Source organism: Conyzicola lurida (assembly GCF_014204935.1).
In the GTDB taxonomy this organism is placed as follows: Bacteria; Actinomycetota; Actinomycetes; order Actinomycetales; family Microbacteriaceae; genus Conyzicola; species Conyzicola lurida.
Window position 1 is genome coordinate 1,248,087 of record NZ_JACHMJ010000001.1, and the last position, 26,091, is coordinate 1,274,177.

The following is a 26,091-nucleotide window of genomic DNA, read 5'->3' on the forward strand; positions in this document are numbered from 1 at the left end:
CGAACGTGTCTTGGGGCTGGAAAAATTGATGCATGTCATCGACGCTCGCAGCCCAGTTCGCCACCGCGGTGGCGGCTGTGGCTGCGGTGCCGACTTCCGTCTCGGTTTTCAGTGCGCTGGATGACGCGGCTCTCGTCTCGCTCGGTCGCATGGCCGCGCAGGAGAAGCAGCTGGCCGACGCCCACCTCGCGCTGATCGCCGGGGAGATCGCCGCGCGGTCGACGCGCTCGCATGGGCACGACGGGCTCGCGCAGCGGGAGGGGTACCGGTCACCGGAAGAGTTCGTCAAAGCGACCACCGGAGCCACCGGGCGGGAGGCCGTGACCGCGGTGCGGGTGGGGCGGATGGTGCGGGAGGCGGCGCTCTCGGGCACGCCCGACCCGGCGACCGGTTCGCTGTGTACGTCGTCGGAGCCGTGGCTCGCGCCCGTGGCTACCGCGGTCGCGGCCGGCACACTCTCGGTGGCTGGCGCGGATGCGATCCGGGCGGGGCTCGGGGTGCCGACCGAGAACGTGCCTTCCGCGGCCCTCTCCGAGGCCGCTTCGGCTCTCGTCGCGGAGGCCGCGACTCTCGACCCGGACCGTCTGCAACGACGCGCCCGCGAACTGCGCGACGACCTCGACGAGGCGGGGATCGCCGACCGGGAACGGGAGCGGTTCGAGAAACGGTCGCTCAAGCACTACCGCCTGTCGAACGGCATGGGCCGTCTGGTCTGGGACCTCGACCCCGAGTCCTACGCGGTAGTCACCGAGCTCTACGACCGGGCGACGTCGCCGAAACGGGGCGTCCGGTTCGTCAGCGGCCCGCATCAGGAGACCGCCGACCGCATCCTCAACGACCCACGCAGTATCGAGCAGCTCGCCTCCGACACGATGCTCGGCCTGCTGCAGGCCGGCGCCACCGCCGACCCGACCGAGCTGTTGGGAGACGGCGGTGCGGCGATCCGGGTCCTCGTCACCGCTCCCACTCTGGATTCCCGCACCGGTCACGGGCGCATCGAAGGCTCACCCGACCCGGTCTCGATCGAAACAGTGGAGCGTCTGGTCTGCACCGGGACCACCACGGAGGTGGTCTTCGACGACACCGGGCAGGCCCTCGACGTCGGCCGCGAACAACGGTTCTTCACCCGGAAACAACGCATCGCCCTGACGGTGAGAGACGGCGGCTGCCGGTTCGGGGCCTGCGACCGGCCGCCGTCGATGGCCGAGGCGCACCACATCCACCACTGGGCCAGAGACGGAGGACGGACCGACATCAAAGACGGGATCCTGCTGTGCAAGTTCCACCACCTGCTGATGCATAATAACGGCTGGGAGATCGAACGGGAGGGGTCCGACTACTACCTGATCCCGCCCACCGACGTCGACCCGCAACAGCGCCGAGTCCTGATGCCCTCGAAGAGCGCCGCCATGCGCGATCTGCAACGCGAACTTGCGGCGCCCGCTGCCCAACTGGAACTCGCGGCGCCCGTGCTGGCCGTGCCGACCGGCACCTGATGACTCGTCGATCGCTCCGGTAACGGGATCAGGAGATCGGGTTGCTTCGTTGCTTCTGTCGGATTCACGGCCAGAGCGCCAGCGCTTTCGGGAAATCGGGGACCCGTGACACCATCGAGATATGAACGCGAACCTGCACATCACCGACGATGCCGACGCCGACAAGCTTCTGTCGACCAGTCCGCTCGCCCTGCTCATCGGAATGTTGCTCGACCAGCAAGTCCCGATGGAGACCGCGTTCGCCGGCCCCGCCAAGCTGCTCGACCGTATCGGCACCCTCGACCCGAAGAAGATCGCGGACTACGACGCCGACGAGCTCGAGGCCGTATTCCGCATCACACCGTCGATCCACCGCTACCCCGGATCGATGGCCGGGCGCGTCCAAGCACTGACCGCGGAGATCGTCGAGACCTGGGGCGGCGACGCCTCGGCCATCTGGACGAGCGGCGACCCCGACGGCGCGGAAATCCTCAAGCGCCTCAAGGCCCTGCCCGGCTTCGGCGAGCAGAAGGCCAAGATCTTCCTCGCGCTGCTGGGCAAGCAGTACGGCGTCACCGCAGACGGCTGGCGAAAGGCCGCCGGAGACTACGGCACCGAGGGTTCCTACCGGTCCGTCGCCGATATCGTCGATCCCGGATCCCTCACCAAGGTCCGCGAGTTCAAGAAGGCGGCGAAGGCCGCGGCCAAGAAGGGCTGACCGCGTCCCGAATCGTCACCTCCGCGGGGTGAGGAACGGGCTACCCGACCACGGCACAATCCGCTCATGGAGCCGGCCGGCGTAGTTCCCGTGGACCGCCCGTCGACATCGACGGTCCGGACGCTGCTCACGCTGTCGCTTCCCGCCATCGTCGTGGGCGTGGTCTCGGCGCTGATGCTGTTCGCCGTCGAGTGGGTCGTGCACGAGCTCGAGAACGGCGTGTGGGAACTGCTGCCGCACGCGCTCGGGATCGACGCGTCATCCGGCTGGTGGATCTTCGGCGTGCTCACCGCGACGGGCCTGGTCGTCGGGCTGGTCGTCTGGCTCGTGCCCGGCCACGGAGGCCGCGATTCGGCGACCGTCGAACTGATCGCCCCGCCGCTGCCGTTGAGCACGCTCCCGTCCTTGGCTCTGGTCGCGGTCGTCGGGTTCGCCGGGGGAGCGAGCCTCGGCCCCGAAGCCCCCGTGATCGCGATCAACACGGCCCTGCTCGTCGCCCTGATCCGGAAGCTGTGGCCGGCGATCCCGGTCGAATCGGTCGTGATGGTGACGGCCGCCGGCACGATCGGAGCCCTGTTCGGCACGCCGGTGGCCGCGGCACTCGTCTTCACCGGACTGGTCGGGGCGCGCTCGGGACACAACGCGCACGGCGGCGACGCCCTCTGGGACCGGCTGTTCCTGCCGCTCCTCGCCGCCGCGTCCGGCGCGCTGACGACGTCGGCACTCGCGACCCCGAGCTTCTCCGTCGACCTCCCCGCCTACGTCGAGGTCGCCCCGGCCGACCTGCTGAGCGCGAGCGTCGTCGCCGCGATCGGGGCGCTTCTCGGACTCGCGGCCGCTGTCGCGATGCCGAGGGTGCACCGGCTGTTCCGACTCCTGCGGAACCCCGCGCTGTACATCACCCTCGGCGGAGTCGTGCTCGGACTGCTCGGCGCCGTCGGCGGCGAGATCACGCTGTTCAAGGGGCTTTCCCAGATGGGCCGGCTCGTCGCCGAACGCGACGCGTTCGACGCTGTCGCCGTCGTGCTGATCGTCGTGGTCAAAGTGCTCGCCCTCGTCGTGAGCGCTGCCGCGGGGTTCAGCGGCGGCCGGATCTTCCCGGCCGTGTTCGTCGGCGTCGCGCTCGGCGTGTTGGCGAACGACCTGCTGCCGGGCATCCCTCTGGTCGTCGGAGTCGCGGGCGGCGTGCTCGGCATGGTGCTCGCCGTCTCCCGGGACGGCTGGATCTCGCTGTTCATCGCGGTCGCCGTCACGGGCAGCATCACCGTGCTGCCGGTGCTGTGCATCGCGGTCTTGCCGGCGTGGCTGATCGTCTCCCGCGGCCCGGAGATGATCGTGCACTCGACCGAGACGCACGAACCGGCGGCAAACGCGGCGGCGACAGAGAACTCGGCACACCGGGCGGCGGCAGAGAACTCGGCACACCGGGCAGCGACTGAGAACCCAGCACACCGGGCGGCGACGGAGAACCCGGAACACCCGGCCGCCACAGACGGGAACCGGCAATGACCCAGTCCACCGCCACATCGCCCGACGGCCGGCTGTTCCGGTTCGACGACGTGCTGACGCCCGCCGTCGAGCCCGGGGCATTCGTGACGCTCCACCACGACGGGATCGCCCAGCTCGGGCAGATCGACGACGTAGATCATCCGGGCGGTGCGGGAGCGCATGGCGCGGGCCGCCTGCTCGGCGTCGTGTCGCCCGACGGCAACGTCGACACCCGAGACACGAGGGCGTTCCGTGCGGCGGACCTTTCCGACGCGTTACCGACGACCGTCGAGGCGTTGCAGGCGAGCGCCGGCGCGACCCTCGGCATCGGGACGTACCTGTCGGGGCCGAAGACTCAAGCCGCGATCGCCGCCCACCGGTTCAACCGGCACACGTTCTGGTGCGGGCAGAGCGGATCCGGTAAGACCTACGCGCTCGGCGTCGTGCTCGAGCAACTGCTCATCCACACCGCTCTGCCGATGGTGATCCTCGACCCGAACGCGGACTTCGTGCGACTCGGCGACGGCGACGCGCTGGCCGGCCGCGACATCCGGATTCTTCGCCCGTCTTCGCCGGACCCGGATTCCCTGCGGGTCCGCTTCGTCGACCTCCCGACGCGGTCGAAGGGCGCCGTGCTGCACCTGCACCCGCTCGACGACCGGGCCGAGTACAACGAGCTCATCCACCTCGAGGAGACCTTGGGAGGGCTCGCGCCCGAGGCGATCGTCCCGGCACTACGCTCCCGCGGCACGCAGGCCGCCGTCGATCTCGCCGCCCGTATCGAGAACCTCGGCCTCACCGGGTGGCCGGTCTGGGCCGGCGGCCGGGCGACAGCGAACGAGATCGTCGAGTCACGGCCGGACGCCACCGTGCTCGACCTCGGCGGGTTCGCCAACCCCGACGAGCACCTCGTCGTGGCGATGGCCGTGCTCGACGACCTCTGGGCGCGGCGCGAGAGCCGTCGGCCGATCCTGATCGTCATCGACGAGGCGCACAACCTCTGCTCGCCCGAACCGGCCGACCCGCTGCACACGGCGGTGCGGGACCGAATCGTGCAGATCGCGGCCGAGGGGCGCAAGTTCGGGCTCTGGTTGCTGCTGTCGACCCAGCGGCCGTCGCGGGTGCACCAGAGCATCGTCTCGCAGTGCGACAACCTCGCCCTCATGAAGATGACGTCGCCGCTCGACCTCGACGAGCTCGCGAGCATCTTCGGCTTCGTGCCGCCGTCGATGTTCGCCCGGTCGCCGCGGTTCCGGCAGGGGGAGGCCCTCTTCGCCGGCGGTTTCGTCGCGGCGCCCGCGCTCGTGGCAATGGGCACGCGGCTGACCCCGGAGGGCGGCGCCGACGTGCGGGTGCCCGTGCGCGATTCCCACGGCGGAGGGCAGGGCGGCGGATGACGCGGCAGGGGCGGCGCGGGCCAGCGCCGGTGTATCTCCGGGGCGTGCCGGGGCGTGTCTGGGAGGGACGGGGCACTTCCCGGAAATGCCGGGGGGTCTCCGGGGAATGCCGGGGAGGGACGGGGCAATTCCCGGAAATGCCGGGGCGTATCCGGGGGAATGACGGGGAATTCCGGGGAATGCGGGGGTGTGCCGGGACGCGTCCGGCAAGGACCGGGGGATTCCGGGTGCCGCCGGAACGACTCCGCGGAACGTCCGAGTCGTTCCCGGAAGCGCAACGATGACTAGGCGACGACCGCTCTGGCGCTCCGAGTACTGGTTCGTGCTCGTGCTCATCGCGGTCTCGTACACCCTCTGCGCCCTCCAGACCGGGCCCAACCCCAGCGGAGTCGCCTTTCTCGTGCAACTCGCGACGGTCGCGGTCATCCTGTGGGTCGCGGAGGTGCGGCCGCGGCTCCGCCGGATCGGCTGGATCGTGCTCGCTGTCGCCGGTATCGCGACGGCGGGTACGAGCCTCCTCGGCGCGAGCGGCTTCTACCTCGATGTGGTGCTCGCCGCGGCATCCGCCCTCGCCTATCTCGTCGCGCCGATGGCGATCATCGCGCACATCGTGCGCCGGGACCGCGTCGACGGTCAAGCACTGCTCGCGGCGATCGCGGCCTACATCCTGGTCGGCATGTTCTTCACGTTCGTGTACAACGTGATCGCGCTCGTCTCGTCCGTCGCGACGTTCGGGCCGGACCAGCCGGACTCGCTGACCACCCAGCTGTTCTTCTCGTTCACCACCCTGACCACGACCGGGTACGGCAACATCGTCCCCGTGAGCGCCGGCGTGCAGAGCGTCGCCATCGCCGAGGCGATCACGGGGCAGCTGTTCCTGGTGATCGCGGTGGCGCGGGTGGTCTCGGGGTGGACGCGGCGGACGAACGGGGCGGCGGGTTAGAAACCGCCGCCGCCGCTCATCCACAGCGGGTGAACCGGGTGCCCGTGGCACGCACGACAATCGCGGCAGATCGGAAGAAAGCGGTGACAGCATGAGCGCGTCGACATCCACGAGGACCGGCTGGGCAGGGTGGGTCGGATTCGCGTCCGTCGTGCTGCTCATCAACGGATTCTTCGGCGTCATCCAGGGGCTGGTGGCGATCGTCGGGCCCGACACATACTACGCGGCACTCGACGGCGAGCTGTTCCTGTTCAACGCCGCTGGCTGGGGCTGGTGGAACCTGATTATCGGTGTGCTGCAGATAGCCACCTCGATCGGACTGCTCAGCGGAGCGACCTGGGCGCGGCTGAGCGCGGTTCTCCTCGCGATCGTGAGCGCCGTCGTGGCGCTGGTGCTCGTTCCCGCGCAACCGTGGTGGTCGTTCTTCGTGATCGCGATCGACATCATCGTGATCTACGCGTTGATCGCCCACGGCGACGAACTGCGCAACGGCGGTTAGGAATTAGTGCGGCGCGACAAGTGTTGCCCACGGTAATGACTTCTGCACCGCTCGACCTTACGTCCACTTCCCGCACCGCCCTCGTCGTGGGAGCAACCGGCATCGGCGGCTCCGCGCTCGTCGACCAGCTCGTGAGCGAGGGCTGGCAGGTGCTGGCCCTCTCGCGCCGCCCCGGCGCCGCCCGCGACGGCGTGGAGTGGATCCCCGCCGACCTGCGATCCGCCGACGACCTGCGCCGGGCGCTCGGGACGCGGCATCCGACCCACGTCTTCTTCACCGCGTGGGCACGCCAGGCCACCGAGCAGCTCAACATCGAGGTCAACGGCGGGATGGTGCGCGACCTGCTCGCCGCCCTCAGTCACGCCCCCGTCGAGCATGTCGCGCTCGTGACCGGCCTCAAGCACTACCTCGGCCCGTTCGAGGCCTACGGGCAGGGACCGATCCCCGAGACGCCGTTCCGCGAGGACGAGCCGCGCCTCGACGCCGCCAACTTCTACTACGCGCAGGAGGACGAGCTCTTCGCCGCCGCCGCTCGCGACGGTTTCACCTGGTCGGTGCACCGCTCGCACACCGTCATCGGCCACGCGGTCGGCAACCTGATGAACATGGGGCTCACCCTCGCGGTCTACGCGTCGATCTGCCGCGACCTCGGTCTGCCGTTCGTCTTTCCGGGCAGCGAGACCCAGTGGAACGGGCTCACCGACATGACCGACGCGACGATCCTGGCCGACCAGCTGGTCTGGGCGGCGACCCACGAGGCCGGACGTGACGAGGCATTCAACGTCGTCAACGGCGACGTGTTCCGCTGGCGCTCCATGTGGGCGCAGCTCGCGGACTACTTCGGCCTCGAGCCGGTCGGCCCCGGTGCCGAACCGCAGACCCTCGAGACCCAGATGGCGGGCATGGATGACGCGTGGGCACGCATCGCCACCGAGCACGGGCTCGTGGAATCCAACCTGTCCCGTCTGGCCAGCTGGTGGCACTCCGATGCCGACCTCGGCCGCCAGATCGAGGTCGTCGCGGACATCAGCAAGTCCCGCCTCGCGGGCTTCGGCACGCACCACCGCACCGTCGACTCGTTCACGGCGCTGTTCGACCGCTACCGCGCCGACAAGCTGATCCCGGCCGCGTAGCAAAAGACGCGGCAGAACGACAGCCCCCCGGGCACGCCCAAACTGCCCGGGGGAACGGTCCGAACCACTGTCGACGCCCCGCCACCGGCGCAGGGCCGAAAGGACAGCGAGATGACCGAGATAACCGCCCACCACGGAATTTTCAGAGACACCGAGCTCCACGTCGACGACACCGGCGGCTCCGGCCGCGCGGTCGTCCTGATCCACGGCTGGCCGCTCTCGGGGGAGTCGTGGTCCGAGCAGGTGCCCGCGTTCCAGGCCGCCGGCTACCGCGTGATCACCTACGACCGCCGCGGCTTCGGCCGCAGCGACAAGCCGCTCACCGGCTACACCTACGACACCCTCACCGAGGACCTGCACACGCTGCTCGTCGAACTCGATCTCGACGACGTCACGCTCGTCGGCTTCTCGATGGGTGGCGGCGAGGTCGCCCGCTATTTCAGCAAGTACGGACACGAGCGCCTGCACAGCGTGGTCTTCGCGTCCGCCGTGCCGCCGTTCCTGTTGAAGACGCCGAGCAACCCCGACGGCCCGCTCGAGGCCCCCGAGGCCGCGAGGATGACGGCCGGACTCACCGCCGACCGCGAGGCCTTCTTCGAGGACTTCACGACCCAGTTCTACTCGGTCGACGGCGTGCTCAAGGTCACCGAGGCGCAGCGCCAGGAGGCCCTCGCCCTCGCAGCCCAGGCCAGCAAGCTCGCCGCGCTCGAAAGCATGGCGGCATTCGCGTCGACCGACTTCCGCGACGACCTCGCGCTCGTATCGGTGCCGACCCTCGTCATCCACGGCGACGGCGACGGAACGGTTCCCTTCGAGGGTTCCGGCGCGCGCACGCACGAGGCGATCCCCGGCAGCGAACTCGTCGTCATCGCGGGTGCTCCGCACGGCGTCACCGTGAGTCACGCCGCCGAGTGGAACGCGGCAGTGCTCGAGTTCCTGGCGAAGTAGGCGCGAAAGAACCCCCGGAAATGACGATTTCCGGGGGTTCTGTCCTGCGTGCCTAGTACTCGCGGCGCGGCTGGCGCGGCGGGCGGTCGCTATACGACTCCCGGCGCGGTGCCCGGTCGGGCTTGATCTCGATCAGCTTGCCGCTGATGCGGGTGTCGCTGAGCTTGTCGAGCACGTCGCGCGACAGGTCGGCCGGCAGCTCGACGATCGAGAAGTCGGGGCGGATGTCGATGTGCCCGAAGTCGTCGCGGCTGAGGCCGCCCTCGTTCGCGAGTGCTCCGACGATCTGGCGCGGCTCGACACGCTGGCGCTTGCCGACCTCGATGCGGTACGCGGTGAGGCGCTTGTTCGGGTCGCGCGGGCGACGCTCGGCGCGCTCGGGACGGTCGGGGCGGTCGTCGCGGAACGAACGCTCCGACCGGTTCTGGCGGTCGTTCTGGTCGCGGTCCATGCGCTCGCGCTCGCGTCGCGCGAAACGGGGGTCGTCGGGCGAGAGCAGCAGGGGCGTGTCGCCCTGTGCCACGACCGCGAGGGCGGCCGCGACATCCGACTCGACCACATCGTGGTGTTCGACGTAGTGGGCGATGATGTCGCGGAACGCGTTGAGCTTGTCGGCCTGGCCGAGCGCCTCGGTGATCGCGTCGTCGAAGCGGGTCAGGCGCGTCACGTTGACGTCCTCGACGCTCGGCATGCGCATCTCGACCATCGGCTGGCGCGTGGCCTTCTCGATGGCGGAGAGCAGGCGGCGCTCCCGCGGGGTGACGAAACTGATGGCTGCGCCGCTGCGTCCGGCGCGGCCCGTGCGGCCGATACGGTGCACGTACGACTCGGTGTCGATCGGGATGTCGTAGTTGACCACGTGGCTGATGCGTTCGACGTCGAGGCCTCGGGCCGCGACATCCGTCGCCACCAGAATATCGAGCTTGCCGTTCTTCAGCTGCTCGACGGTGCGCTCGCGCTGGGCCTGCGGCACGTCGCCGCTGATCGCCGTGGCGGAGTACCCGCGGGCGCGCAGCTTCTCGGCGAGCGTCTCCGTCTCGTTCTTCGTGCGCACGAACACGATCATGCCCTCGAAGTTCTCGACCTCGAGGATGCGCGTCAGGGCGTCGATCTTCTGCGGGTACGAGACCATCAGGTAGCGCTGCGTGGTGTTCGCCGACGTCGTGGTCTTGTTCTTGACCGTGATCTCTTCGGGGTCGTGCAGGTACTTCTGCGAGATGCGGCGGATCTGCGCCGGCATCGTCGCCGAGAACAGGGCGATCTGCTTCTCGTCGGGGGTGTCGGCGAGGATCGTCTCGACGTCCTCGGCGAAGCCCATCTTCAGCATTTCGTCGGCCTCGTCGAGGACGAGGTATTTGAGCTGCGACAGGTCGAGCGTGCCCTTGTCGAGGTGGTCCATGATGCGGCCGGGCGTACCGACGACCACGTGCACGCCGCGGCGGAGCGCCGACAGCTGGGTGCCGTAGCCCTGTCCGCCGTAGACGGGCAGCACGTGCACGCCCTTGAGGTGCGCCGAGTACCGTTCGAACGCCTCGCACACCTGCAGAGCGAGCTCGCGGGTGGGGGCGAGTACGAGCGCCTGCGGGCTCTTCTGCGAGAGGTCGATGCGCGACAGGATCGGCAGTGCGAACGCGGCGGTCTTGCCGGTTCCGGTCTGGGCGACGCCGAGCACGTCGCGGCCGGCGAGCAGCGGCGGGATCGTGGCGGCCTGGATGGCGGACGGGGTCTCGTACCCGACATCCTTGAGGGCCTTCAGTACTGCATCACCGAGCCCGAGTTCGGAGAAAGTAATGGTGGGAGCGGCAGGATCTTCCGCGCCGGGCGTGGTGGTGTCAGGGGACGTCATGCTTCAACGGTAGACCGTCGCGGCGGTCGTGTCGTCATCGGGCCTGCTCCGGCCGCCCATCCGACGGCTCCGGCCGGGCACCGGAGCCGCTCGGGCGCCGTCCGCCCGTCGACGGAGGGAGCCCGGCGATTCCGAAGTCGCCGGGCTCCCTCGTCTACTCAGGCGGCATCGACCTCGTCTCTCGCATCCACCGTCAGGCCCACCGTCTGGGCCTGAGCGGGTCGACCGAGAGCCCGGTACTCCCAGCCGTTCGATACGTAGGCGTCGGCGTCGAGCGCGTGCCGGCCGTCGACGATCCGACGGTGGCGCACGATCCGGCCGAGGTCGTCGGGGTCGACGTCTTTGAACTCCTGCCATTCGGTGAGCAACGCGACGACGTCGGCATCGATCGCCGCCGCAACCATGCTGTCCGCGAAGTTGAGGTCGGGATAGACGCGGTGGGCGTTCTCGTTCGCTTCGGGATCGTAGACCGTCACGATGGCGCCTTCGAGGTAGAGCATGCGGGCCACATCGAGTGCCGGGGCGTCGCGTACGTCGTCGGAGTTCGGTTTGAATGCCGCCCCGAACGCCGCAACGCGCTTCCCGTTCAGGTCGCCGCCAGCCATTTCGCGGATCAGGTCGACGGTTCGGAGGCGCCGGCGGTTGTTGATGTCGTCGACCTCGTGCAGGAAGGCCACCGCATGCCCGACTCCCAGTTCTTCCGCGCGGTGTGCGAATGCCCGAATATCCTTCGGGAGGCAACCGCCGCCGAAGCCGAGGCCCGGCTTGAGGAAGCGTCCGCCGATTCGGTCGTCGAGCGCGAGCGCGCTGGCCAGCAAGTTGACGTCGGCGCCGGTCGACTCGCACACCTCGGCCATCGCGTTGATGAACGAGATCTTCGTCGCGAGGAAGGAATTCGCCGCGACCTTGACGAGTTCGGACGTAGCGAGGTCGGAAATCACCAGGGGCGTGTCGACGGCGAGGATCGGGCGGAACGCCGCGCTGAGCTGGCGCTTGGCCCATTCGGACGCCACGCCGAAGACCAGCCGGTCGGGGTGCAAGGTGTCTTCCACCGCGAATCCCTCGCGGAGGAACTCGGGGTTCCAGGCGAGTTCGAGTTCGGCGCCGATCGGCGAGATCTGCTGGACGAGCGCGGTGAGACGCGCGGCGGTGCCGATCGGAACGGTCGACTTGCCCACGATAAGCGCCTTGCGGTCGATGCGACGCGCGAGCTCGGAGAATGCCGACTCGACGAAGCGCAGGTCGGCCGCCTGCGAGCCGGGCGCCTGGGGTGTGCCGACGCAGACGAAGTGGACGTCGCCGAATTCGGCCGCGTGGTCGAAATCGGTCGTGAAGTGCAGGCGGCCGGAGTCGAGCGCCTCCCGCAGTTTCTCGGGCAGGCCCGGCTCGTAGAACGGCACGATGCCGTTGCTGAGGTCGTCGATCTTCTTCTGGTCGACGTCGACGCCGAGTACGTCGTAGCCGAGCACGGCCATGCAGATCGCGTGGGTAGCACCGAGGTAGCCGGTGCCGATGACGGTCAGACGAGGGTTGTCGACGATGGGCGTGAGAGCGGGGTAGGGCTGCAGTTCAGACACGGGTAAGCCTTTCTGTCGGTAGGTGTGGTGCGTGGAGACGGGGGTGAGGTTCGGGTTCACCCCCGCCAGCTGAGGAGCGGGCCGCCTAAGAACAGGTCACATTCGTCAACCCTTCTGCGGCGCCCGATGCGGTATTGCTGCACTCGACGACGTTGTCGAGTTCGGGGGTGAGCGAGAATCCGAAGCCCTGGCCGTTGACGGCTGCGGTGTTGCCTCGGAAGACGTTGTCGGTTCCCCAGCCCTCGAGGATCTCGTGGGTCTGAAAGCCGTCCATGGGGGAATTGACCCCCGAGTTGTTTTCGATCACGTAGCCGTTTCCTTTGACGTCCACCCACGAGTCGGCCTCGACCAGCGCCGAGCCGTCGAACGAGTTGCCGCGGACGATCCCGCCCGACGAACCCTCTTTGAGGTCGATGCTCTCCGAGGTGGTGCCGCTGAAGGTGTTCCCCTCGATGAGGTTGCGGTCCGAGGCATCCGGTTGGCAGTCGTTGACGTCGCACCAGTTGCTCTCGGCCGACCCGATATAGACCCCCTCGCCGAACTTCGGTTTGCGCAATCCGGTATTGCTCACCGTGTTGCCGATGACGCTGTTGTCGGTGCTGCCCTTGCGCAGATGGATGGCCTCATCCCCGATTGTGGTGACGGTGAGATTCTGGATGACGCTCCCGACGGTCGCGTCGGCCATGACGCCTTTCTGTCCGTTGGTCACGGTGAAGCCGTCGAGTTTCCAGTACTCGGCGTGGTCGAGGTGGAAGACGTAGCCGTCGCTCTCGTCGTCTCCGTCCAGCACGCTCTCCGACGAGCCGCACAGGGTGATCGGGCTCGCCGCGGTGCCGGACGTCGTAGCGACGAAGTTACCGACATAGCTGCCCGGCGCCATCACGATCACCGCGCCCGGCTGAGCGCCGGCGAGGGCGGCTTCGAGCTCGGAGGCGTCGCTGACGGTGGGGGACGACAGATCGCACGAGCCGGCGGAGGGCGTCGGGGCATCCTCCGGCGGTGTGGGAGTGGAGCTCGCCGTCGGTGTCGCCTCGGGCCGGGGGCCGGCCGGTTCCCCGGTCGGCGCGCCGTCGTTCTGCGCGGTCGCCGTCGCGACCGTGAAAACGGCTACCGCGAGCAGAGCGCCGATCACCGCGGCCGCGACGATCGTGATCATCGGGTGGCGGAGGAAAAAGGTTTTCATACGTGTTTTCCTGTCTGACCGCGGCGGATTCGTTCGAGGGAGTCACGGTCGACGATGCCCTTGCTGTAGCTGCTGAGAGGAGCGAGGTTGGAATAGGGATGGCGGAAGCCTGTGTGCTTGCGCCCGACGCTGGACAAGGCGGAGATCAGCAGCAGCAGCCCCAGGAACAACCACATGACGGTCAACGGCTGGAAGATGCTGCGGAGCACGACGTCGAGAGGCTTCGTACTGCGCCAGTCGTCGTCGTTCGTGCGGGTGACCTCTGTATCGGCCGCCCGAGCCACGTCGATCGCGCTCGGTCCTGCGCCGGAGACCGTGTTCTTGTCGATCACCGAGGCCCCCGTGGCGCCGATCAGTGTGATCGCGTGGTTGGAGACGTTCTCGATCGTGTTGCGTTCGAACCTGCCGCCGGCGTCTCTCACGTAGATGCCGATCTCGCCGCCGACGATCGTGTTGCCCTGCACGAGCGCGTCGGTGCCCGCTTCGCGGATCGCGATTCCCTGTTTCAGCGAACTCTCGACCATGTTGTTCTTGACGACCACCTCGTCGGCGCCGGCACCGACGACGATCCCCATGAGGTTGTTGCGGACTGCATTGCTGTCGAGGTGTACGCCGTTGCCGCCGAGCACGTCGATGCCGTATCTGACGTTGTCGTTAGCCGTGCTGTTGGAGACCTCGTTGTTGCCGTACGAGCCGACGGCGGTTCCCGTGGCGCTCGGCCCATCGGCGAGCGGGCGCCCGTTGAGCGAGATACCGTTGGCGCCGTTGTCGGTCGAGGTGACGCGGTCGAGAATAACGCCGGAGGTGCCACGGGTGAGCTTGACACCGTCCATCGCGTTGTGGTGGGAGACGGTGCGGGAGATCTCGCTGTTGGTGACGTAGCGGTGGAAGATGATGCCGTCGACGAGGCTCTCGCGCACCTCGGAGTCCCTGATGACGACGCCCTCCGCGCTGGTCACGAACAAGCCGAAGGCATTGCCGTCGAAGGTGACGTTGTTGATCAAGGCCGACACGTATCCGTAGCTCGTGAGGTCGGCGTCGATCGGCAGCAGTCCCGCACCCTCGTCGGCGGGGATCAGCTCCTGGCCGAAGACCTCGGGGTTGGCGGCGTCGCCCTCGGCGATGCGCTGGTCCTTGCCCGTGGCGAGGTCGGCTGTCTCGATGTCGAGCGCGTCTGTGCCGGTCAGGGACACTCCGCCGGTCGCGCCGCTCCAGAATCCGAGGTTCGAGAAGAACGCGGCATCCAGATCGGCGTGCCCGCCGACCACCCGGATGTAGGAGCGGCCGTCCGTGGTATCGACGTCGGGTTTGCCCGTCGTGATGTCCCAGCTGCTGACGGTCGCCGGTGCCAAAAGCGTGCCCTTCACGGTGAACGATCCTCCGAGCGTGATGATCGACACGAACGACTCGCTGTTGGAGGCGAGGTGAAGTGTGAGGCCGTCGGGGTGGGTCAACTCGAGGCTCGCGCCCTCGTCGACGACGATGTTCTCGCTCAGCAGGAAGGTGCCGTCGGGCTGGCGGGCGAAGGTACGCGGCGCGAGCGCCTGGAGGTCGTCGATCGTGTACGGCGCGTCTCTCGCGACGAGCACGAGCGTGTACAGCTTGCCCGTGGCCAGTCGGTACGGCTTGTACTGCGCGGCGCCGCTCCAGTCAGCGGCATTTGCGATGGCGCGCACACTGGCGATGCGCCGGTCCTCGGTCGCGACCAGCAGCGCCTCCGCTTCGGCGTCGCCACGGTAGGTCTCCCCGGCCACGCTGTCGTCGTGTTCGGTCGCGCTGGGCGAGGGTGAGGGGGTCGTGTCGACGGACAGGGATGTCGCGGCCGATGCCGCGCCGGGCACCGCGAGACCGGCGACGAGCAGACCGGCGGTCAGAGCAGTCCCCGCGAGCAGGGTCAGGCGCTTCATGCCGCGACCGAGTCGGTGGTGTCGTTCGCGAACTGGTTGTTCTGCGCGGGGTCATCGGCCACGAGGGTTCGCGCCGTCTGTCCGTCGCCGCCGACGGTGTCGGCGTGCCTGGTGAGCCAGCCCTGCTTGTTCATCGTCACGAAGGCGTAGAGCTTTATCGGCAGGGCGATCAGGATCACTACCAGCGCGACGACCGGCAGCAGGAAGATCTCCTGCGGGTGCCGCTTGAGGTGCGAGAAGCCGCGGATGCCGCGGGTGAGCAGTAGCCAGACCGCCGTCGCAGTGATGCCGATCACGGTGAAGTCGAGCCTGCTCATGACGATGTAGGCGATGGTGAGACCCATGGTGAGGGGCGTGAGCAGGATCTGCAGCACGGTCACCTTGGTGACGAACGGGGTCTTCCAGAGCCAGCCCTTGGCAATGGCGGTCAGGTAGCAGCGGTAGGAATTGCGGCTCCAGCGCACGCGCTGCTTGACGAACGCGCTGAAACTCGACGGGAACATCGACAGCGCTTTGGCCGACGACTGGTGCACGGTCTTGAATCCGGAGGCGAGGACGAGCCAGGTGAGCCGGCCGTCGTCGCCGGAGATGCAGCGCTTGCCGAGGAAGAACTCGTTTTCGAGGTTGTCGAGCACCGGCAGCACTGCCGATCGGCGGTACGCGGCGGTGCGGCCGGACAGGCACGGTACGGCGCCGGCGCGGCCCATGGCGGGAACGTAGTTGTAGTAGCGCAGGTTGACGAGCCAGTCGGCGACACGGCGCCAGATGCTCGTCGTGCGCTGGTAGACGTTCTGCTGGGTGCTGACGCCGCCGACGAGAGGGTCGGCGAACGGCTTCTGCACGTTCTCGAGCAGATTCGGCAGCCACGACGTGTCGGAGTCCGCGAAGACCAGGATCTCGGATGTCGCGCGCCGCACTCCCACACCGAGTGCCGATCGCTTGCCGACGTGGTGATAGAGCACCGGCACGACCCTGTCGTCGCCGAGAGCCACGATCCGGTCGTAGGCCTCGACGTCCATCACGTCGAGCACGATGATGATCTCGGTCGGGTTCTGCTCTCGCCACGATTCGAGACAGCGCATGAGGATGTCGGGGTCCTCGTGGTACGACGGCACGATAACCGACGTGCTGGAACGGAAGTCGCTCTCGATCGGCTTGGCTGTCGCAGAGAGGATGACCCGGTACAGCCAGAGCAGCCAGACGATAGATCCGGCGATCGCCAGCGGGAAATACGGGGCGACCGACCCGAGGAAGTCGAGGACGGATCGCCAATCTGTGATGGTTTGTGAGTCGACAAATAACGCTATTGCTGTGCGCATGGTTTCGGGTTCCTTGCACTAAGGGGCGGGTAGGCGCGCCGATACGATTCCCCTTGGAGCTACATCGGTCCCCGGTGTTTCGAGGAGAACCGTGACCGACGCCAGACTTCGGGTAGGACGCCGCGGTTGTCCCTTTCGACTACAGAAGCAATAACGACAGAGCCCTCGATTTTCGTCAACACCCGGAATGTTTACTTTCCCGAAACACGATCACTGCTAGTGGATGCGGGTTCCCCCGGCGTTCGAGGGTGTGTCACTCTGGTCCTCGTTCCGCTCCCCGTCGTCATGACGAGGAAATAACAAGCCCCTGATCAGCACTTGCGGGTTTCCCGATGCGGGAGCGGCTCTGCGAACGAGCGGACTCCGCCCACGTCGACCGACCGGACCGCACGCCGGCCGGACGGTGCCTTCCGGCGGCCTCGATTCCGCGTGCACCCCCGAACTGGGGGTACTCGTTCGGGGGGTGAAAATTCTCGTGCTCCTGGGAAATCCGTATCAGAAGACCGGGTGCCCGCTCCTCACCCGCATCAGCGGTGAAAGGAGAACCACAATGTCCGTCTCAATCGACCCCGAGAGCATCCGCCCCCATGACGGTGTGCTCGGCGTCCTCAGACTCGGCGAGCGCCGCTCCGCCGGCGCCGAGCGTGTGCTCGAGCTCGCGAAGTCCGCGGCTCCCGACGCCGAGGCGCGCTCCCTCGGCGACAGCGCGACCGGCCTGTACGTCGACGACCGGTTCGTCGCCTACGCCGACCCGGACGGGCCCCTGTCGCGCAGCTTCCCGCAGCTCGAGCTGCTCTCCCCGGGCGACGGTCTCGCCGACCGGGCCGCGCGCGCGGCACACGAACTCGCCGAGGACGACGGACTGGTTCCCCGGGACGGCACCGAGTTCGCCGTGCTCGACCCGACGACCCTGCACGGGGCCGCCGCCTCCCGTCGCCGTGTCACCGACACGGCCGACTACCTCGCGACCGCGCGCATCCAGCGCCGCATCGACGGTGTGCCCGTCGTCGGAGACGGATCCCAGGCCACGGTGAGCGTGTCGGCCGACGGCATCGAGTCGTTCGCCCACAACTGGCGGCCTGCCGACCGGGTCGAGGAGTACTCCGGCGCCGATATCGACCGCCGCCGCGTGGCCGACGCGATCACCGAGTCGCTCGCCCCCGTCGCCGAGGAGAAGGACGTGCGCGTCGAGAGCGTCGAGCTCGTCTACTACGACGGCGACAACCAGCTCATCCAACCGGTCTACCGCTTCGTGGCGGCGGTCGGCGACGAGAACTCCGCGCGTCTCGTCGGCTACGTGCCGGCCCTCGAAGCGTTCGACCGCCTGCCGCTGACGATCCAGCCGCAGAAGCTGCAACCGCGCGTGACGAAGGCCGCGAAGGCCGCGCTCACCACCCGCCGTGCCGCCGCCGCCCGCCCGGGCCTCGGGCGGTATGTCGTGCGCAACGACAACGCCGGCTGGGTCGAGAGCGCGAACGACTTCCTCAGCGGTCTGCGCGCCTCGGCGATCTTCGGCGGCGTCTCGCCGGTCGACCGGCAGTACTACTGGGCGTATCCGAGGCTGTACGAGAACGAGAACCGGTCGTTCGTCGACTCCGTGCACGTGACGCTCACCGAGGGGCACGGCAACTGGTGGCTGTTCACCACGGAGGGCGACGACACCGACATCGTGCGCCTCGCCGACATCCCCGCCGACGGTTACGGCGGCGCGTTCGACCTCGGCTCGCTCGCCCACTGGGTGATCCACTCCTGCTCGGTGATCCCGGCCCCGATCGACACGTCCGCCTCGTTCGACGTCTGGTGGGACATCTTCCGCGGCCTGCACTCGGCCGTCGGCTACCGCACCGTGATGTGGATCAACGACCGGGTCACCTGGCGTTACGGGTTTTTCGCCGGCCTCGGCGCCCCGATGGTGTCGAACTGGCTGTCCGCCGTGATCGGCGACGACTCCTACTCGCCGACCACCTTCTACACCGATTCGGACCACCACAACCCGGCCCGGGTGCTGCCGCACGGCCGTCCGTCCGCGGTGAACGTCTTCGGCCACGCCGACGACACGATCCGCCAGACGGCTCCGCTCGGCCGCCCGTCGGTGCTGCAGCAGTGGTGGTACGGCAACTGAGGGGGCTTGTCGCCCGCCGACCGGAGAGATCACAATGCACACCATGAGCAGCGCCGAGACAGTGCCGTCGACGACCGGGCCGTCGACGGCAGGTCCGACGACTGGGGCGTCCGAGAGGGCGCTGTGGGATGCCGCGGCCGACGCCTTCCGCCGGTGGCAGTCCGGTGCGGACCCCGTCGATCCGCTCGTGCGGGTGATGACGCCGGTGCTCTGGCACGTGGTGCGCGCGTACGGTCTCGACGAGGAACTCGCCCGCGACGTCGTGCAGACCACCTGGCTCGCACTCGTGCGCCGCGCCGGCTCGATCGCCGACCCGCAGGCGGTCGCGGCGTGGCTCACCGTCACGGCCCGGCGTGAGGCGTGGCGGGCGGCGAAGCGGGCGGCCACCACTGTCGCCGTCGACGACGAGGTGCTCGACGTCGTCGTCGACGCGGGGGAGTCGGCGGAAGACAGCGCCGTGCAGCAGGACCAGCACCGCCGGCTGTGGGCGGGGGTCGCGACCCTCGACGAGCGCTGCCAGCGCCTGCTGCGCATCGTCGCCTTCGACGCGCGGCCCGACTACGCGCGCATCGCCAGCGACCTGGGCATGGCGGTGGGCAGCATCGGTCCCACCCGGGGCCGCTGCCTCGACAAATTGCGCACCGCCGTGCGTGAGAACGGGGGAGTGTCATGAACGGGCACACGGGGACCAGCGCCGACGACGGACGGCTGCTCGCCGACCTCAGGAGCATGTGGGAGCGCCTCGACCCGCCGCCGCGCGGCCTCGTCGACGATGTGCTCGTCACCCTCGCGACCGCCGACGTCGCCGACGAGTACGAGGTGCTGACCCTCGTCAGCGACGCACGCGAACTCGCCGGTACGCGCGGCGACGGCGAGGCGCGGGTGCTCGAGTTCACCGCGACCCGGCGCGACGGCGCGGCGACCGTGCTGCTGCGGGTGAGTCCCCTCGAGGGCGGCCCGGGCGAGGACGGTCCGGGCGGGGGCGGTCCGGGCGGGGGCGGCGACGTCCGCATCGACGGCTGGGTGGTGCCCGGGCGGGCGGGCAGCGTACTGCTCGAGCGCGACGCCGGGGACGACGCCACAGCTGTGGTGAGTGCGGAGGGGCGCTTCGAGTTCGCGCGGGTGCCCGCGGGCGCCGCGCGGCTGACGGTGTCGGCGCGGCAGGACGCCGCGGCATCCGTGCCCCTCGTGACCCCCGATTTCGAACTGTAACCGCGAAGGAGAACCACGATGGCCCGAACCCCGTCCCGCATCGCCGCAGACGACTGGCGGCTGCGCTTCGACCGCGTGCGTCCGCGCGGCGCGGTGCTCAACCCCGGCACCGACCAGCGCGAGCCGTACCCGGTGTACCCGACCGCGTACGTCACCGACCGGTTGCTCGTCTCCGCCCTGCTCGACGACGGCGGGCGGACGCGGACGCTGCTCGACGAGACGGCGGCGGCCTACGGCTGGGAGCTGGTGGACGACCGGGAGTACCGGGCGGTGCTGCCCGTCGACGACCGCGAGCGGGAGGAACGCCGGTCGCGCTACCCGTGGGCCACCGGCGACCTCGGGTTCGTCCGCGTCCTGCTCGTCGCCCGCACCGGCGCGCTGCCGCCCGACGCCTGGATCGTGCTGCGCGACGCCCGCCGGCGGCAGGGCGAACTCGACGGCGGCCGGCTCGTGGGGGTGGGACTCGACCACATCCTCAGCGTGCACGCCGGGTTCTCGGCCGAGCCGTACCATTCGACGCCCTACCACTCGACCCCATACCATTCCACGCCCTACCACTCGACGCCCGCCGGGGGTTTCGACCCCTCGGGCGGCGGCACACCGATGGGCGCCTACCTGTTCCAGGGATCGGGCGGACGGCAGCCCGTGACCGTCGTGCTGCCCACGCCGCCGCGCACGGAGGCCGGGAACCGCGTGATCGTCGCCACCCTCGACACCGGGCTGGGCGCGCACGACTGGCTCGACCGCTGCCGGCGCGACCTCACCGGGCTGCCGATGATCGGGTACACCGACGACGCGGACGATCCCGAACTGCACCCCGACCTGGTCGGCCCGCTCGACGGGCAGACCGACGCGCTCACCGGCCACGGCACGTTCATCGCCGGTCTCGTGCACCAGGCGGCGCCGGACGCCGACATCGCCGCGTGGCGGGTGGTGGGGGCGGATGGCGCGATCTCCGAGTCCGAGGTCGGTGCGGCGATCACGGCCCTGGCCACGCTCATCGAGTCCGCCACCGCGACGCCGCAGGGGAAACCCCAGCTGCTGATCGACGTGCTGTCGCTCTCGCTCGGGTACTACCACGAGACCCCCGAAGACACGCTCATCGACATCACGCTCGCGGAGCAGCTGCTGCGCATCCGCCGGGCGGGCACGGTCGTCGTCTGCTCGGCGGGCAACGACGGCACGAGCCGCCCGATGTTCCCCGCCGCGTTCGGCGACTGGGAGTCGACACCGGCCGACCAGGTGCCGTGGCGCGGCGGGGCGGACGCCGCGCCCCTCGTCTCGGTCGGGGCGCTCAACCCCAACGGCTCCACGGCCCTGTTCAGCAACACGGGCGCGTGGGTGCGCTGCTACGCCCCGGGCGCCGCGGTCGTGAGCACGATGCCCGCGCACCCGGGAGGCGCCGAGCCGATCGCCCGCACGACGGCCGACGCGCGCACGCGCGAGACGGTGGACGCGGACGACTTCCGCGGCGGGTTCGCCGTCTGGAGCGGTACCTCGTTCGCCGCGCCGGTCGTCGCGGGGCGCATCGCGGCCGCACTGCACACCGAGGTGAGGACGGCGGACAGAGACGACCGGGTGAAGCGGGCCACCCGCATCACAGCCGACGTGCTCGCGTCCACTCCCTGACAGGCCCGGATGCCCCGGCGCATACTGGTCGCGTGCTGACGGCAGCGACGCTCTACCAGCGGGGTATCGACCTCGCCAACGCGGGGCGCCACGCGGCGGCGCGGCGCCAGCTCGACGCGGCGCTCGCGCGCGATCCCGACCCCGACGTCGAAGCGCTCGTCACCGGCATCCTCGCCTACATCGTCTCGGAGACCGGCGACGCCGACACCGCCCTCGCCATGTGTCTGGCGGCCGCCGCCGACCCGCGGCTCTCCGCCCACACGCGGGCGGTGCTCGCCGGACAGACCGGGCTGATCGAGCTCAGACGGGGCGATGCGGATGCCGCTCTGAAACACCTCTCCGCGGCGGCGGCCCGTCTCGATACGGACCCCGCCCGGCAGGGTAGGGCGCTGCTCAACCGCGGTCTCGTCCGCCTCGACCGCACCGAACCCGCGGCCGCCCTGCGCGACTTCGGCCGCGCGGCCGAGGCGTTCGACCGCAGCGGCGAGCCGGTCGAGCAGGCGAAGGCGCTGCACAACCAGGGTTACGCGGCGATGCTCACCGGCGATCTGGTCACCGCCATCCGGTCGATGGACGCGGCGCGGCCGGTGCTCGCCGCGCTCTCGCCCGTGGCCGCCGCGGTCGGGGACGCGGACCGCGCCGAGGTGCTGCTCGCCGCGGGGATGACGACGGAGGCGGTGCGCGTGCTGCGCGAGGTGGCGCGCGTCTACGGTCTGCGCCGGTTGCGGCAGGCGCAGGCCGAAGCGGAGCTCGCGCTGGCCCGTGCGCTCTCCGCCGAGTCGCCGCTGGAGGCCTCCACGATCGCGCGACGGGCGGCGCGGCGGTTCCGCTCGCGCGGAAGCGAGAGCTGGGCGGTGCGGGCCGACGCCCTCGCGCTCGGGGCGGCCATCGCCGGGGGACGTGGCGGACCCGCCGTGCGCGCGGCCGCCGAACAGACCGCGACGGCGCTCGCCGCGGCACGCCGTGTCGACGACGCGGCCGCGCTGCGCCTCCAGGTCGTGCGGGCGGAGGTGCGCGGGGGCGACCCGTTCCGACGGGTACGGGTACGCGAGTCAGCGCCGATCGTCACCCGCCTGCTCGCCGACGAGGTGCTCGCCGAGATCGCGGAAGCAGAGGGGAGTGCCTCCGGCGCGCTCCGCCGGGCCGCCGCGGGACTCGACCGGCTGCGCGACTGGCAGTCCGCCTTCGGCAGCCTCGAACTGCAGAGCGCGGCGGCGGCGCACGGGCGAACACTCGCGGTTCTCGGCGTGCGGGTCGCCGTCGGCACGGGCGATCCCGGCACGGTGCTCGAGTGGTCGGAACGGGTGCGCGCCCTGTCGAAGCGGGTGGCGGTCGTGCGGGCACCGTCCGACCCGGACGCGGCCGGCCAGCTCGCCGAACTCCGGGCACTCCGTGCCGCTGCCTCCGGGGCGGACGCCGCCGCTGGCCGCGAACTCGACACGCGCGAGACGGAGCTGCGCGAGAGCATCCGCCGCCGACGCTGGACGCGCGACGGCGGGGGGACGCGCGAACCCCGGGTCGCGCTCGCCGACCTGGCCGCCGCGCTCGCCGAGGACGGCGCCGTATTCGTGTCCTACCTCTGGACGGTCGACCGGCTCACCGCACTCGTCGTCGGTCCGAGCGGCACCCGTCTCGTCGATCTGGGGGAGTGGGCGCCCGTCGATGCCCTGCTCGCCGGCCTGCTGGCGGACCTCGACATGGCGGCGACCGCCCTCCCGTCCGCACTGCGGCAGGCCGTGCGGACGGGGCTCGCCGACCGGATGGCACGCCTCGACGCGCTGCTCGTCGCGCCGCTGATGCTGCCGGCCGGCGACCGGGTCGTGATCACCCCGGCCGGCGCGCTCGCGGGGGTGCCGTGGGGCATGCTGCCGTCGCTGGCGGGGCGGGCCGTCGCCGTGCCGGGGTCCGCGGCCGAGTGGCTGGCCGGGCGCGGCACCGTCGCGGACCTGTCCGCCACGGGATTCGTCGCGGGCCCGGGGGTGGCCCGTGCCGAGGCGGAGGTGCTCGCGGCGGCATCCTCGTGGCCCGAACCGGCGATACTCAGCGGAGGGGCCGCGACAGCGGACGCGGTCTCCCGGCTCGCCCCGCGGGTCGACCTGCTGCACGTCGCGGCTCACGGCAGGCACTCGGCCGACAACCCGCTGTTCTCCGCCTTCGAGCTCGCCGACGGGGCCTGGTACGGCTACGACATCGACCAGCTCGAGCGCGTACCGCGGGTGGTCGTGCTCTCCGCCTGCGAATTGGGACGCTCGGCCACCCGGTGGGGCATCGAAGCCCTCGGGATGTCGCGGGCCTGGTTGCACGCGGGTGCCCACTGCGTCATCTCGTCGCCGTCGGCCATCGCCGACACCGCGGCCGAGCACCTCCTGCGCGCTCTGCACACCCGGGTGGCTGCGGGCGACGGCCCCGCCGAGGCGCTCGCCGCCGCGGGTCGGGAGACCGGGATCGTCGCCCCGTTCGTCTGCCACGGCTCCGGTTGGTGACCGCGTATCAGACCGGCCGCCATGGCCTCCTCATGGGTATCGGGCGTAAAGCGGCATCCGCTGCGTGTCGCCACCACAGAAGGAGTTCCCATGCCTGACAACAGACTCGTCGTCAACCGCGACCGGATCGACATCGATCCCGGCCTCGTGCACGTCTTCGTGCGCGGGCCGCACGGCGGCCGCATGTTCGACTCGCCCACGGGGCGGTTCGAGGTGTACGGCGCCATCCTCGACAAGTACCTCGCGTTCGGCGGTCCGGCGTCGTTGCTCGGGATGCCGCTCACCGACGAGACCGGAACCCCCGACGGCGTCGGCCGGTTCAACCACTTCCAGGGCGGCTCGATCTACTGGACGCCGGCGACCGGGGCGCACGTCGTCTACGGGGCCATCCGGGCCCGCTGGGAGTTCCTCGGCTGGGAGCGGTCGTTCCTCGGCTACCCGGTCAGCGACGAGCTCGACTTCGACGAGGGCGGCCGTGTCTCCGTCTTCCAAGGCGGCGAGGTGTACTGGTGGCCCGACACCGACGCCATCGAACTGCACCACGTCGTCGTGCGTTACGCCGGCATGCACGCGTTCGGCGTCTCGTCGGGCAGCCCCACCGACAACACATACGGCGTGCTGGGCGTGGTCGGCGCCGAGTCCCGGTTCGCAACGCGTACCCCGCGCCGCGACATCCGGTCGGGGGGATCCCACGCCGACGCGGTCGAGTTGTACCGTGGCCGCCCCACCGGTCTCACGATCAGCTCCACGGTGATCGAGCACGACTACGGCAGTCCCGACAGCTACGTCGGTGCGGCGAAACAGGCCGTCCAGGCCGCCGGCACCGCGGTCGCCGGTCTGGTCACGCTGATTCCGTACGTCGGTCCGCTCTTGGGCGCGGCTGTGATCGCGGGAGTCGCTGAGGCGGGGGACGACATCGCCGCCTGGGTGGCGGGCATCGTCGGCGACGACGTCATGGGGTCGGCCCAGAACACGCTGACGCCGAAGCAGCTGGCGGTCCTCGCCGGCCGCACGGGCGACAGCCACTTCGCGGGGCTGACCTACAAGTTCGAGACCCCGTTGTTGAGCGACGGCGACGCGTCGTACAAGTTCTACTTCACGGTCGCGGCGGAGTAGCGAACGAGCAATTCGGCCGGCGGGGCGGTCCCGACTGTGGCCCGCGCGTCATTACCCAGGCTCGACGGGTCAGGGACCGCCCCTGTGGCGCGCGACCGATCAGGTGCCCGCGAACGCCGTCGGCCGCCCGCCGCCCGCCGCTCTTCGGGGTCAGCCGCACGTCGGGGTCAGCAGCCCGTCGGGGTCAGCCGTCCGTCGGGCGGTTCGGCCAGTCGCCGGCCATGATCGCGCGGTAGGACCGGTCGACCAGGGCCTCGAGCACGGCGAGGTCGACCGTCGAGAGGTCCTTCAGGTACAGGCAGCCGACGCCCGTGGTGTGCGGGCCGAGCCGCGCGAGATCGTCGCCGTAACTCTCGACGCCCTGTGCGAGGTAGACGGTGGTCGCGGGCTTGCGGGGCGCGAACGCGGCGGCCGGCGCATCGCCCTCGCGGCCGGTGGCGTAGACGTAGTGGTACTCGCCGAACCCGACGATCGACGTTCCCCACATGCGCGGCGCCTCGCCGGTCACGCGGGTCATCAGCTCGAGCAGGGTCTCGGCGTCCCGGCGTCTCACGGCGCCAGGGACGGCGTCGACGAACGAACGGACGGATGCTCCGGTGCTCTCCATGGAACGACCATAGGACCTGGCGGGCTAGTCGCGCACCAGGAGGTTGTCGCTGATCGCCGTCCATTCGTCGTTGCTGGCGGCCGTATCCCGCACCAGCCAGGCGTCGAAGCCGGAGATCGTCGTCTGTACCTCCCCGCCGCACACGATGCCGAGTTCGAAGTCGTTGTCGCCGGAGAACGCGAGGCAGGGATCGTCCATGTCCTCGTTTCTCACGAGGTAGAAGTCGACGCCGTTATGAGTGCCCGAGAACCGGGACGATTCCAGGTCGTACTCGTCCAGCTCCATCCCGTCCACCATCCGGTCGGGCAGCTCGTCCTCCGCCGTCTGCTCTCTGTCGAGCACGGAAAACCCGGAACCCGCACACCCGGCGAGCAGCAGGACGGCCGCGACACCGACGACGGGACCGATCAGGCGAGTTTTGGTCATGTACCGACGGTATCCCGCCAATTGCGGTCTGGGAAGGCTCGCCGGTTTCGCAGGCCGGACAAG

The 26,091-nt window shown here is 69.9% G+C and carries 21 protein-coding genes; 14 read left to right on the forward strand and 7 right to left on the reverse strand.

From position 1 onward, the window contains the following. The first annotated feature begins 32 nt into the window (after window positions 1–32). From HD599_RS06030 to HD599_RS06065, 8 genes are all read left to right on the forward strand, one after another. Window positions 33–1,496: an HNH endonuclease signature motif containing protein gene (locus HD599_RS06030; protein ID WP_184234675.1), complete on the forward strand. Its 1,464-nt coding sequence runs from the start codon at window positions 33–35 to the stop codon at window positions 1,494–1,496. A 121-nt stretch (window positions 1,497–1,617) separates the two neighbouring features. Beyond that, window positions 1,618–2,193: an HhH-GPD-type base excision DNA repair protein gene (locus HD599_RS06035; protein ID WP_184234678.1), complete on the forward strand. Its 576-nt coding sequence runs from the start codon at window positions 1,618–1,620 to the stop codon at window positions 2,191–2,193. Between the two features lie 66 nt (window positions 2,194–2,259). After that, window positions 2,260–3,702, forward strand: coding sequence for an ion channel protein (locus HD599_RS06040; RefSeq protein ID WP_184234681.1), 1,443 nt, complete (start codon window positions 2,260–2,262; stop codon window positions 3,700–3,702). Further along, on the forward strand, window positions 3,699–5,078 hold the full coding sequence (locus HD599_RS06045) for an ATP-binding protein (RefSeq protein WP_184234684.1): 1,380 nt from the start codon (window positions 3,699–3,701) through the stop codon (window positions 5,076–5,078). The genes HD599_RS06040 and HD599_RS06045 overlap by 4 nt, the downstream gene beginning before the upstream one ends. Window positions 5,079–5,358: 280 nt before the next feature. Further along, window positions 5,359–6,021, forward strand: coding sequence for an ion channel (locus HD599_RS06050; RefSeq protein WP_184234687.1), 663 nt, complete (start codon window positions 5,359–5,361; stop codon window positions 6,019–6,021). Between the two features lie 91 nt (window positions 6,022–6,112). Next, complete coding sequence (locus HD599_RS06055; protein ID WP_184234690.1) at window positions 6,113–6,520, forward strand: DUF7144 family membrane protein; 408 nt, start codon at window positions 6,113–6,115, stop codon at window positions 6,518–6,520. Between the two features lie 35 nt (window positions 6,521–6,555). Next, the gene (locus HD599_RS06060; protein ID WP_184234693.1) at window positions 6,556–7,653 is read left to right on the forward strand and encodes an SDR family oxidoreductase; all 1,098 of its coding nucleotides are present in this window, start codon (window positions 6,556–6,558) and stop codon (window positions 7,651–7,653) included. Between the two features lie 111 nt (window positions 7,654–7,764). Next, window positions 7,765–8,601, forward strand: coding sequence for an alpha/beta fold hydrolase (locus tag HD599_RS06065; protein ID WP_184234696.1), 837 nt, complete (start codon window positions 7,765–7,767; stop codon window positions 8,599–8,601). Window positions 8,602–8,653: 52 nt separating this feature from the next. On the opposite strand, the gene HD599_RS06070 is transcribed toward HD599_RS06065, so the two are convergent. The 5 genes from HD599_RS06070 to HD599_RS06090 all read right to left on the reverse strand — a co-directional run bounded on the left by HD599_RS06070 (window position 8,654) and on the right by HD599_RS06090 (window position 16,433). Next, a complete protein-coding gene (locus HD599_RS06070; protein WP_184234699.1) occupies window positions 8,654–10,447 on the reverse strand; it encodes a DEAD/DEAH box helicase in 1,794 nt (597 codons plus the stop codon). A 158-nt stretch (window positions 10,448–10,605) separates the two neighbouring features. Then, window positions 10,606–12,024, reverse strand: coding sequence for a UDP-glucose dehydrogenase family protein (locus HD599_RS06075; protein ID WP_343061911.1), 1,419 nt, complete (start codon window positions 12,022–12,024; stop codon window positions 10,606–10,608). 85 nt (window positions 12,025–12,109) lie between these two features. Next, window positions 12,110–13,207: a right-handed parallel beta-helix repeat-containing protein gene (locus tag HD599_RS06080; RefSeq protein ID WP_246376107.1), complete on the reverse strand. Its 1,098-nt coding sequence runs from the start codon at window positions 13,205–13,207 to the stop codon at window positions 12,110–12,112. After that, complete coding sequence (locus HD599_RS06085; RefSeq protein ID WP_184234702.1) at window positions 13,204–15,114, reverse strand: right-handed parallel beta-helix repeat-containing protein; 1,911 nt, start codon at window positions 15,112–15,114, stop codon at window positions 13,204–13,206. The genes HD599_RS06080 and HD599_RS06085 overlap by 4 nt, the downstream gene beginning before the upstream one ends. Further along, window positions 15,111–16,433, reverse strand: a complete 1,323-nt coding sequence (locus HD599_RS06090) for a glycosyltransferase (RefSeq protein WP_184234705.1) — start codon at window positions 16,431–16,433, stop codon at window positions 15,111–15,113. The genes HD599_RS06085 and HD599_RS06090 overlap by 4 nt, the downstream gene beginning before the upstream one ends. 550 nt (window positions 16,434–16,983) lie before the next feature. Here HD599_RS06090 and HD599_RS06095 point away from each other — a divergent pair. The 6 genes from HD599_RS06095 to HD599_RS17785 all read left to right on the forward strand — a co-directional run bounded on the left by HD599_RS06095 (window position 16,984) and on the right by HD599_RS17785 (window position 24,995). Next, on the forward strand, window positions 16,984–18,555 hold the full coding sequence (locus HD599_RS06095) for a DUF6345 domain-containing protein (protein WP_184234708.1): 1,572 nt from the start codon (window positions 16,984–16,986) through the stop codon (window positions 18,553–18,555). 43 nt (window positions 18,556–18,598) lie between these two features. Continuing rightward, window positions 18,599–19,228 carry an RNA polymerase sigma factor gene (locus HD599_RS06100; RefSeq protein ID WP_184234711.1) on the forward strand — a complete coding sequence of 210 codons (630 nt, stop codon included), beginning with the start codon at window positions 18,599–18,601 and terminating at the stop codon, window positions 19,226–19,228. Next, complete coding sequence (locus tag HD599_RS06105) at window positions 19,225–19,767, forward strand: hypothetical protein (RefSeq protein WP_184234715.1); 543 nt, start codon at window positions 19,225–19,227, stop codon at window positions 19,765–19,767. The genes HD599_RS06100 and HD599_RS06105 overlap by 4 nt, the downstream gene beginning before the upstream one ends. A gap of 18 nt (window positions 19,768–19,785) precedes the next feature. Continuing rightward, window positions 19,786–21,396, forward strand: coding sequence for a S8 family peptidase (locus HD599_RS06110; protein ID WP_184234718.1), 1,611 nt, complete (start codon window positions 19,786–19,788; stop codon window positions 21,394–21,396). Window positions 21,397–21,428: 32 nt separating this feature from the next. Further along, window positions 21,429–23,879 carry a CHAT domain-containing protein gene (locus HD599_RS06115; protein WP_184234721.1) on the forward strand — a complete coding sequence of 817 codons (2,451 nt, stop codon included), beginning with the start codon at window positions 21,429–21,431 and terminating at the stop codon, window positions 23,877–23,879. 90 nt (window positions 23,880–23,969) lie between these two features. Further along, on the forward strand, window positions 23,970–24,995 hold the full coding sequence (locus HD599_RS17785) for an LGFP repeat-containing protein (protein WP_246376109.1): 1,026 nt from the start codon (window positions 23,970–23,972) through the stop codon (window positions 24,993–24,995). A gap of 184 nt (window positions 24,996–25,179) precedes the next feature. Here the strand turns inward: HD599_RS17785 and HD599_RS06125 are convergent, their stop codons facing one another. Both HD599_RS06125 and HD599_RS06130 read right to left on the reverse strand, forming a co-directional pair. Then, window positions 25,180–25,602 carry a DUF1801 domain-containing protein gene (locus tag HD599_RS06125; protein ID WP_184234724.1) on the reverse strand — a complete coding sequence of 141 codons (423 nt, stop codon included), beginning with the start codon at window positions 25,600–25,602 and terminating at the stop codon, window positions 25,180–25,182. Between the two features lie 24 nt (window positions 25,603–25,626). After that, a complete protein-coding gene (locus tag HD599_RS06130) occupies window positions 25,627–26,028 on the reverse strand; it encodes a hypothetical protein (RefSeq protein WP_184234727.1) in 402 nt (133 codons plus the stop codon). Between the last annotated feature and the right edge of the window lie 63 nt (window positions 26,029–26,091).

Bases quoted from the DNA above. Each gene is read 5' to 3' on its own strand.
- HD599_RS06050 (WP_184234687.1), top strand. From the start codon at position 5,359: ATGACTAGGCGACGACCGCTCTGGCGCTCCGAGTACTGGTTCGTGCTC.
- HD599_RS06105 (WP_184234715.1), top strand. From the start codon at position 19,225: ATGAACGGGCACACGGGGACCAGCGCCGACGACGGACGGCTGCTCGCC.
- HD599_RS06055 (WP_184234690.1), top strand. From the start codon at position 6,113: ATGAGCGCGTCGACATCCACGAGGACCGGCTGGGCAGGGTGGGTCGGA.
- HD599_RS06080 (WP_246376107.1), bottom strand. From the start codon at position 13,207: ATGAAAACCTTTTTCCTCCGCCACCCGATGATCACGATCGTCGCGGCC.
- HD599_RS06130 (WP_184234727.1), bottom strand. From the start codon at position 26,028: ATGACCAAAACTCGCCTGATCGGTCCCGTCGTCGGTGTCGCGGCCGTC.
- HD599_RS06060 (WP_184234693.1), top strand. From the start codon at position 6,556: ATGACTTCTGCACCGCTCGACCTTACGTCCACTTCCCGCACCGCCCTC.
- HD599_RS06090 (WP_184234705.1), bottom strand. From the start codon at position 16,433: ATGCGCACAGCAATAGCGTTATTTGTCGACTCACAAACCATCACAGAT.
- HD599_RS17785 (WP_246376109.1), top strand. From the start codon at position 23,970: ATGCCTGACAACAGACTCGTCGTCAACCGCGACCGGATCGACATCGAT.
- HD599_RS06065 (WP_184234696.1), top strand. From the start codon at position 7,765: ATGACCGAGATAACCGCCCACCACGGAATTTTCAGAGACACCGAGCTC.
- HD599_RS06125 (WP_184234724.1), bottom strand. From the start codon at position 25,602: ATGGAGAGCACCGGAGCATCCGTCCGTTCGTTCGTCGACGCCGTCCCT.
- HD599_RS06070 (WP_184234699.1), bottom strand. From the start codon at position 10,447: ATGACGTCCCCTGACACCACCACGCCCGGCGCGGAAGATCCTGCCGCT.
- HD599_RS06030 (WP_184234675.1), top strand. From the start codon at position 33: ATGTCATCGACGCTCGCAGCCCAGTTCGCCACCGCGGTGGCGGCTGTG.
- HD599_RS06110 (WP_184234718.1), top strand. From the start codon at position 19,786: ATGGCCCGAACCCCGTCCCGCATCGCCGCAGACGACTGGCGGCTGCGC.
- HD599_RS06035 (WP_184234678.1), top strand. From the start codon at position 1,618: ATGAACGCGAACCTGCACATCACCGACGATGCCGACGCCGACAAGCTT.
- HD599_RS06095 (WP_184234708.1), top strand. From the start codon at position 16,984: ATGTCCGTCTCAATCGACCCCGAGAGCATCCGCCCCCATGACGGTGTG.
- HD599_RS06045 (WP_184234684.1), top strand. From the start codon at position 3,699: ATGACCCAGTCCACCGCCACATCGCCCGACGGCCGGCTGTTCCGGTTC.
- HD599_RS06040 (WP_184234681.1), top strand. From the start codon at position 2,260: ATGGAGCCGGCCGGCGTAGTTCCCGTGGACCGCCCGTCGACATCGACG.
- HD599_RS06100 (WP_184234711.1), top strand. From the start codon at position 18,599: ATGAGCAGCGCCGAGACAGTGCCGTCGACGACCGGGCCGTCGACGGCA.
- HD599_RS06085 (WP_184234702.1), bottom strand. From the start codon at position 15,114: ATGAAGCGCCTGACCCTGCTCGCGGGGACTGCTCTGACCGCCGGTCTG.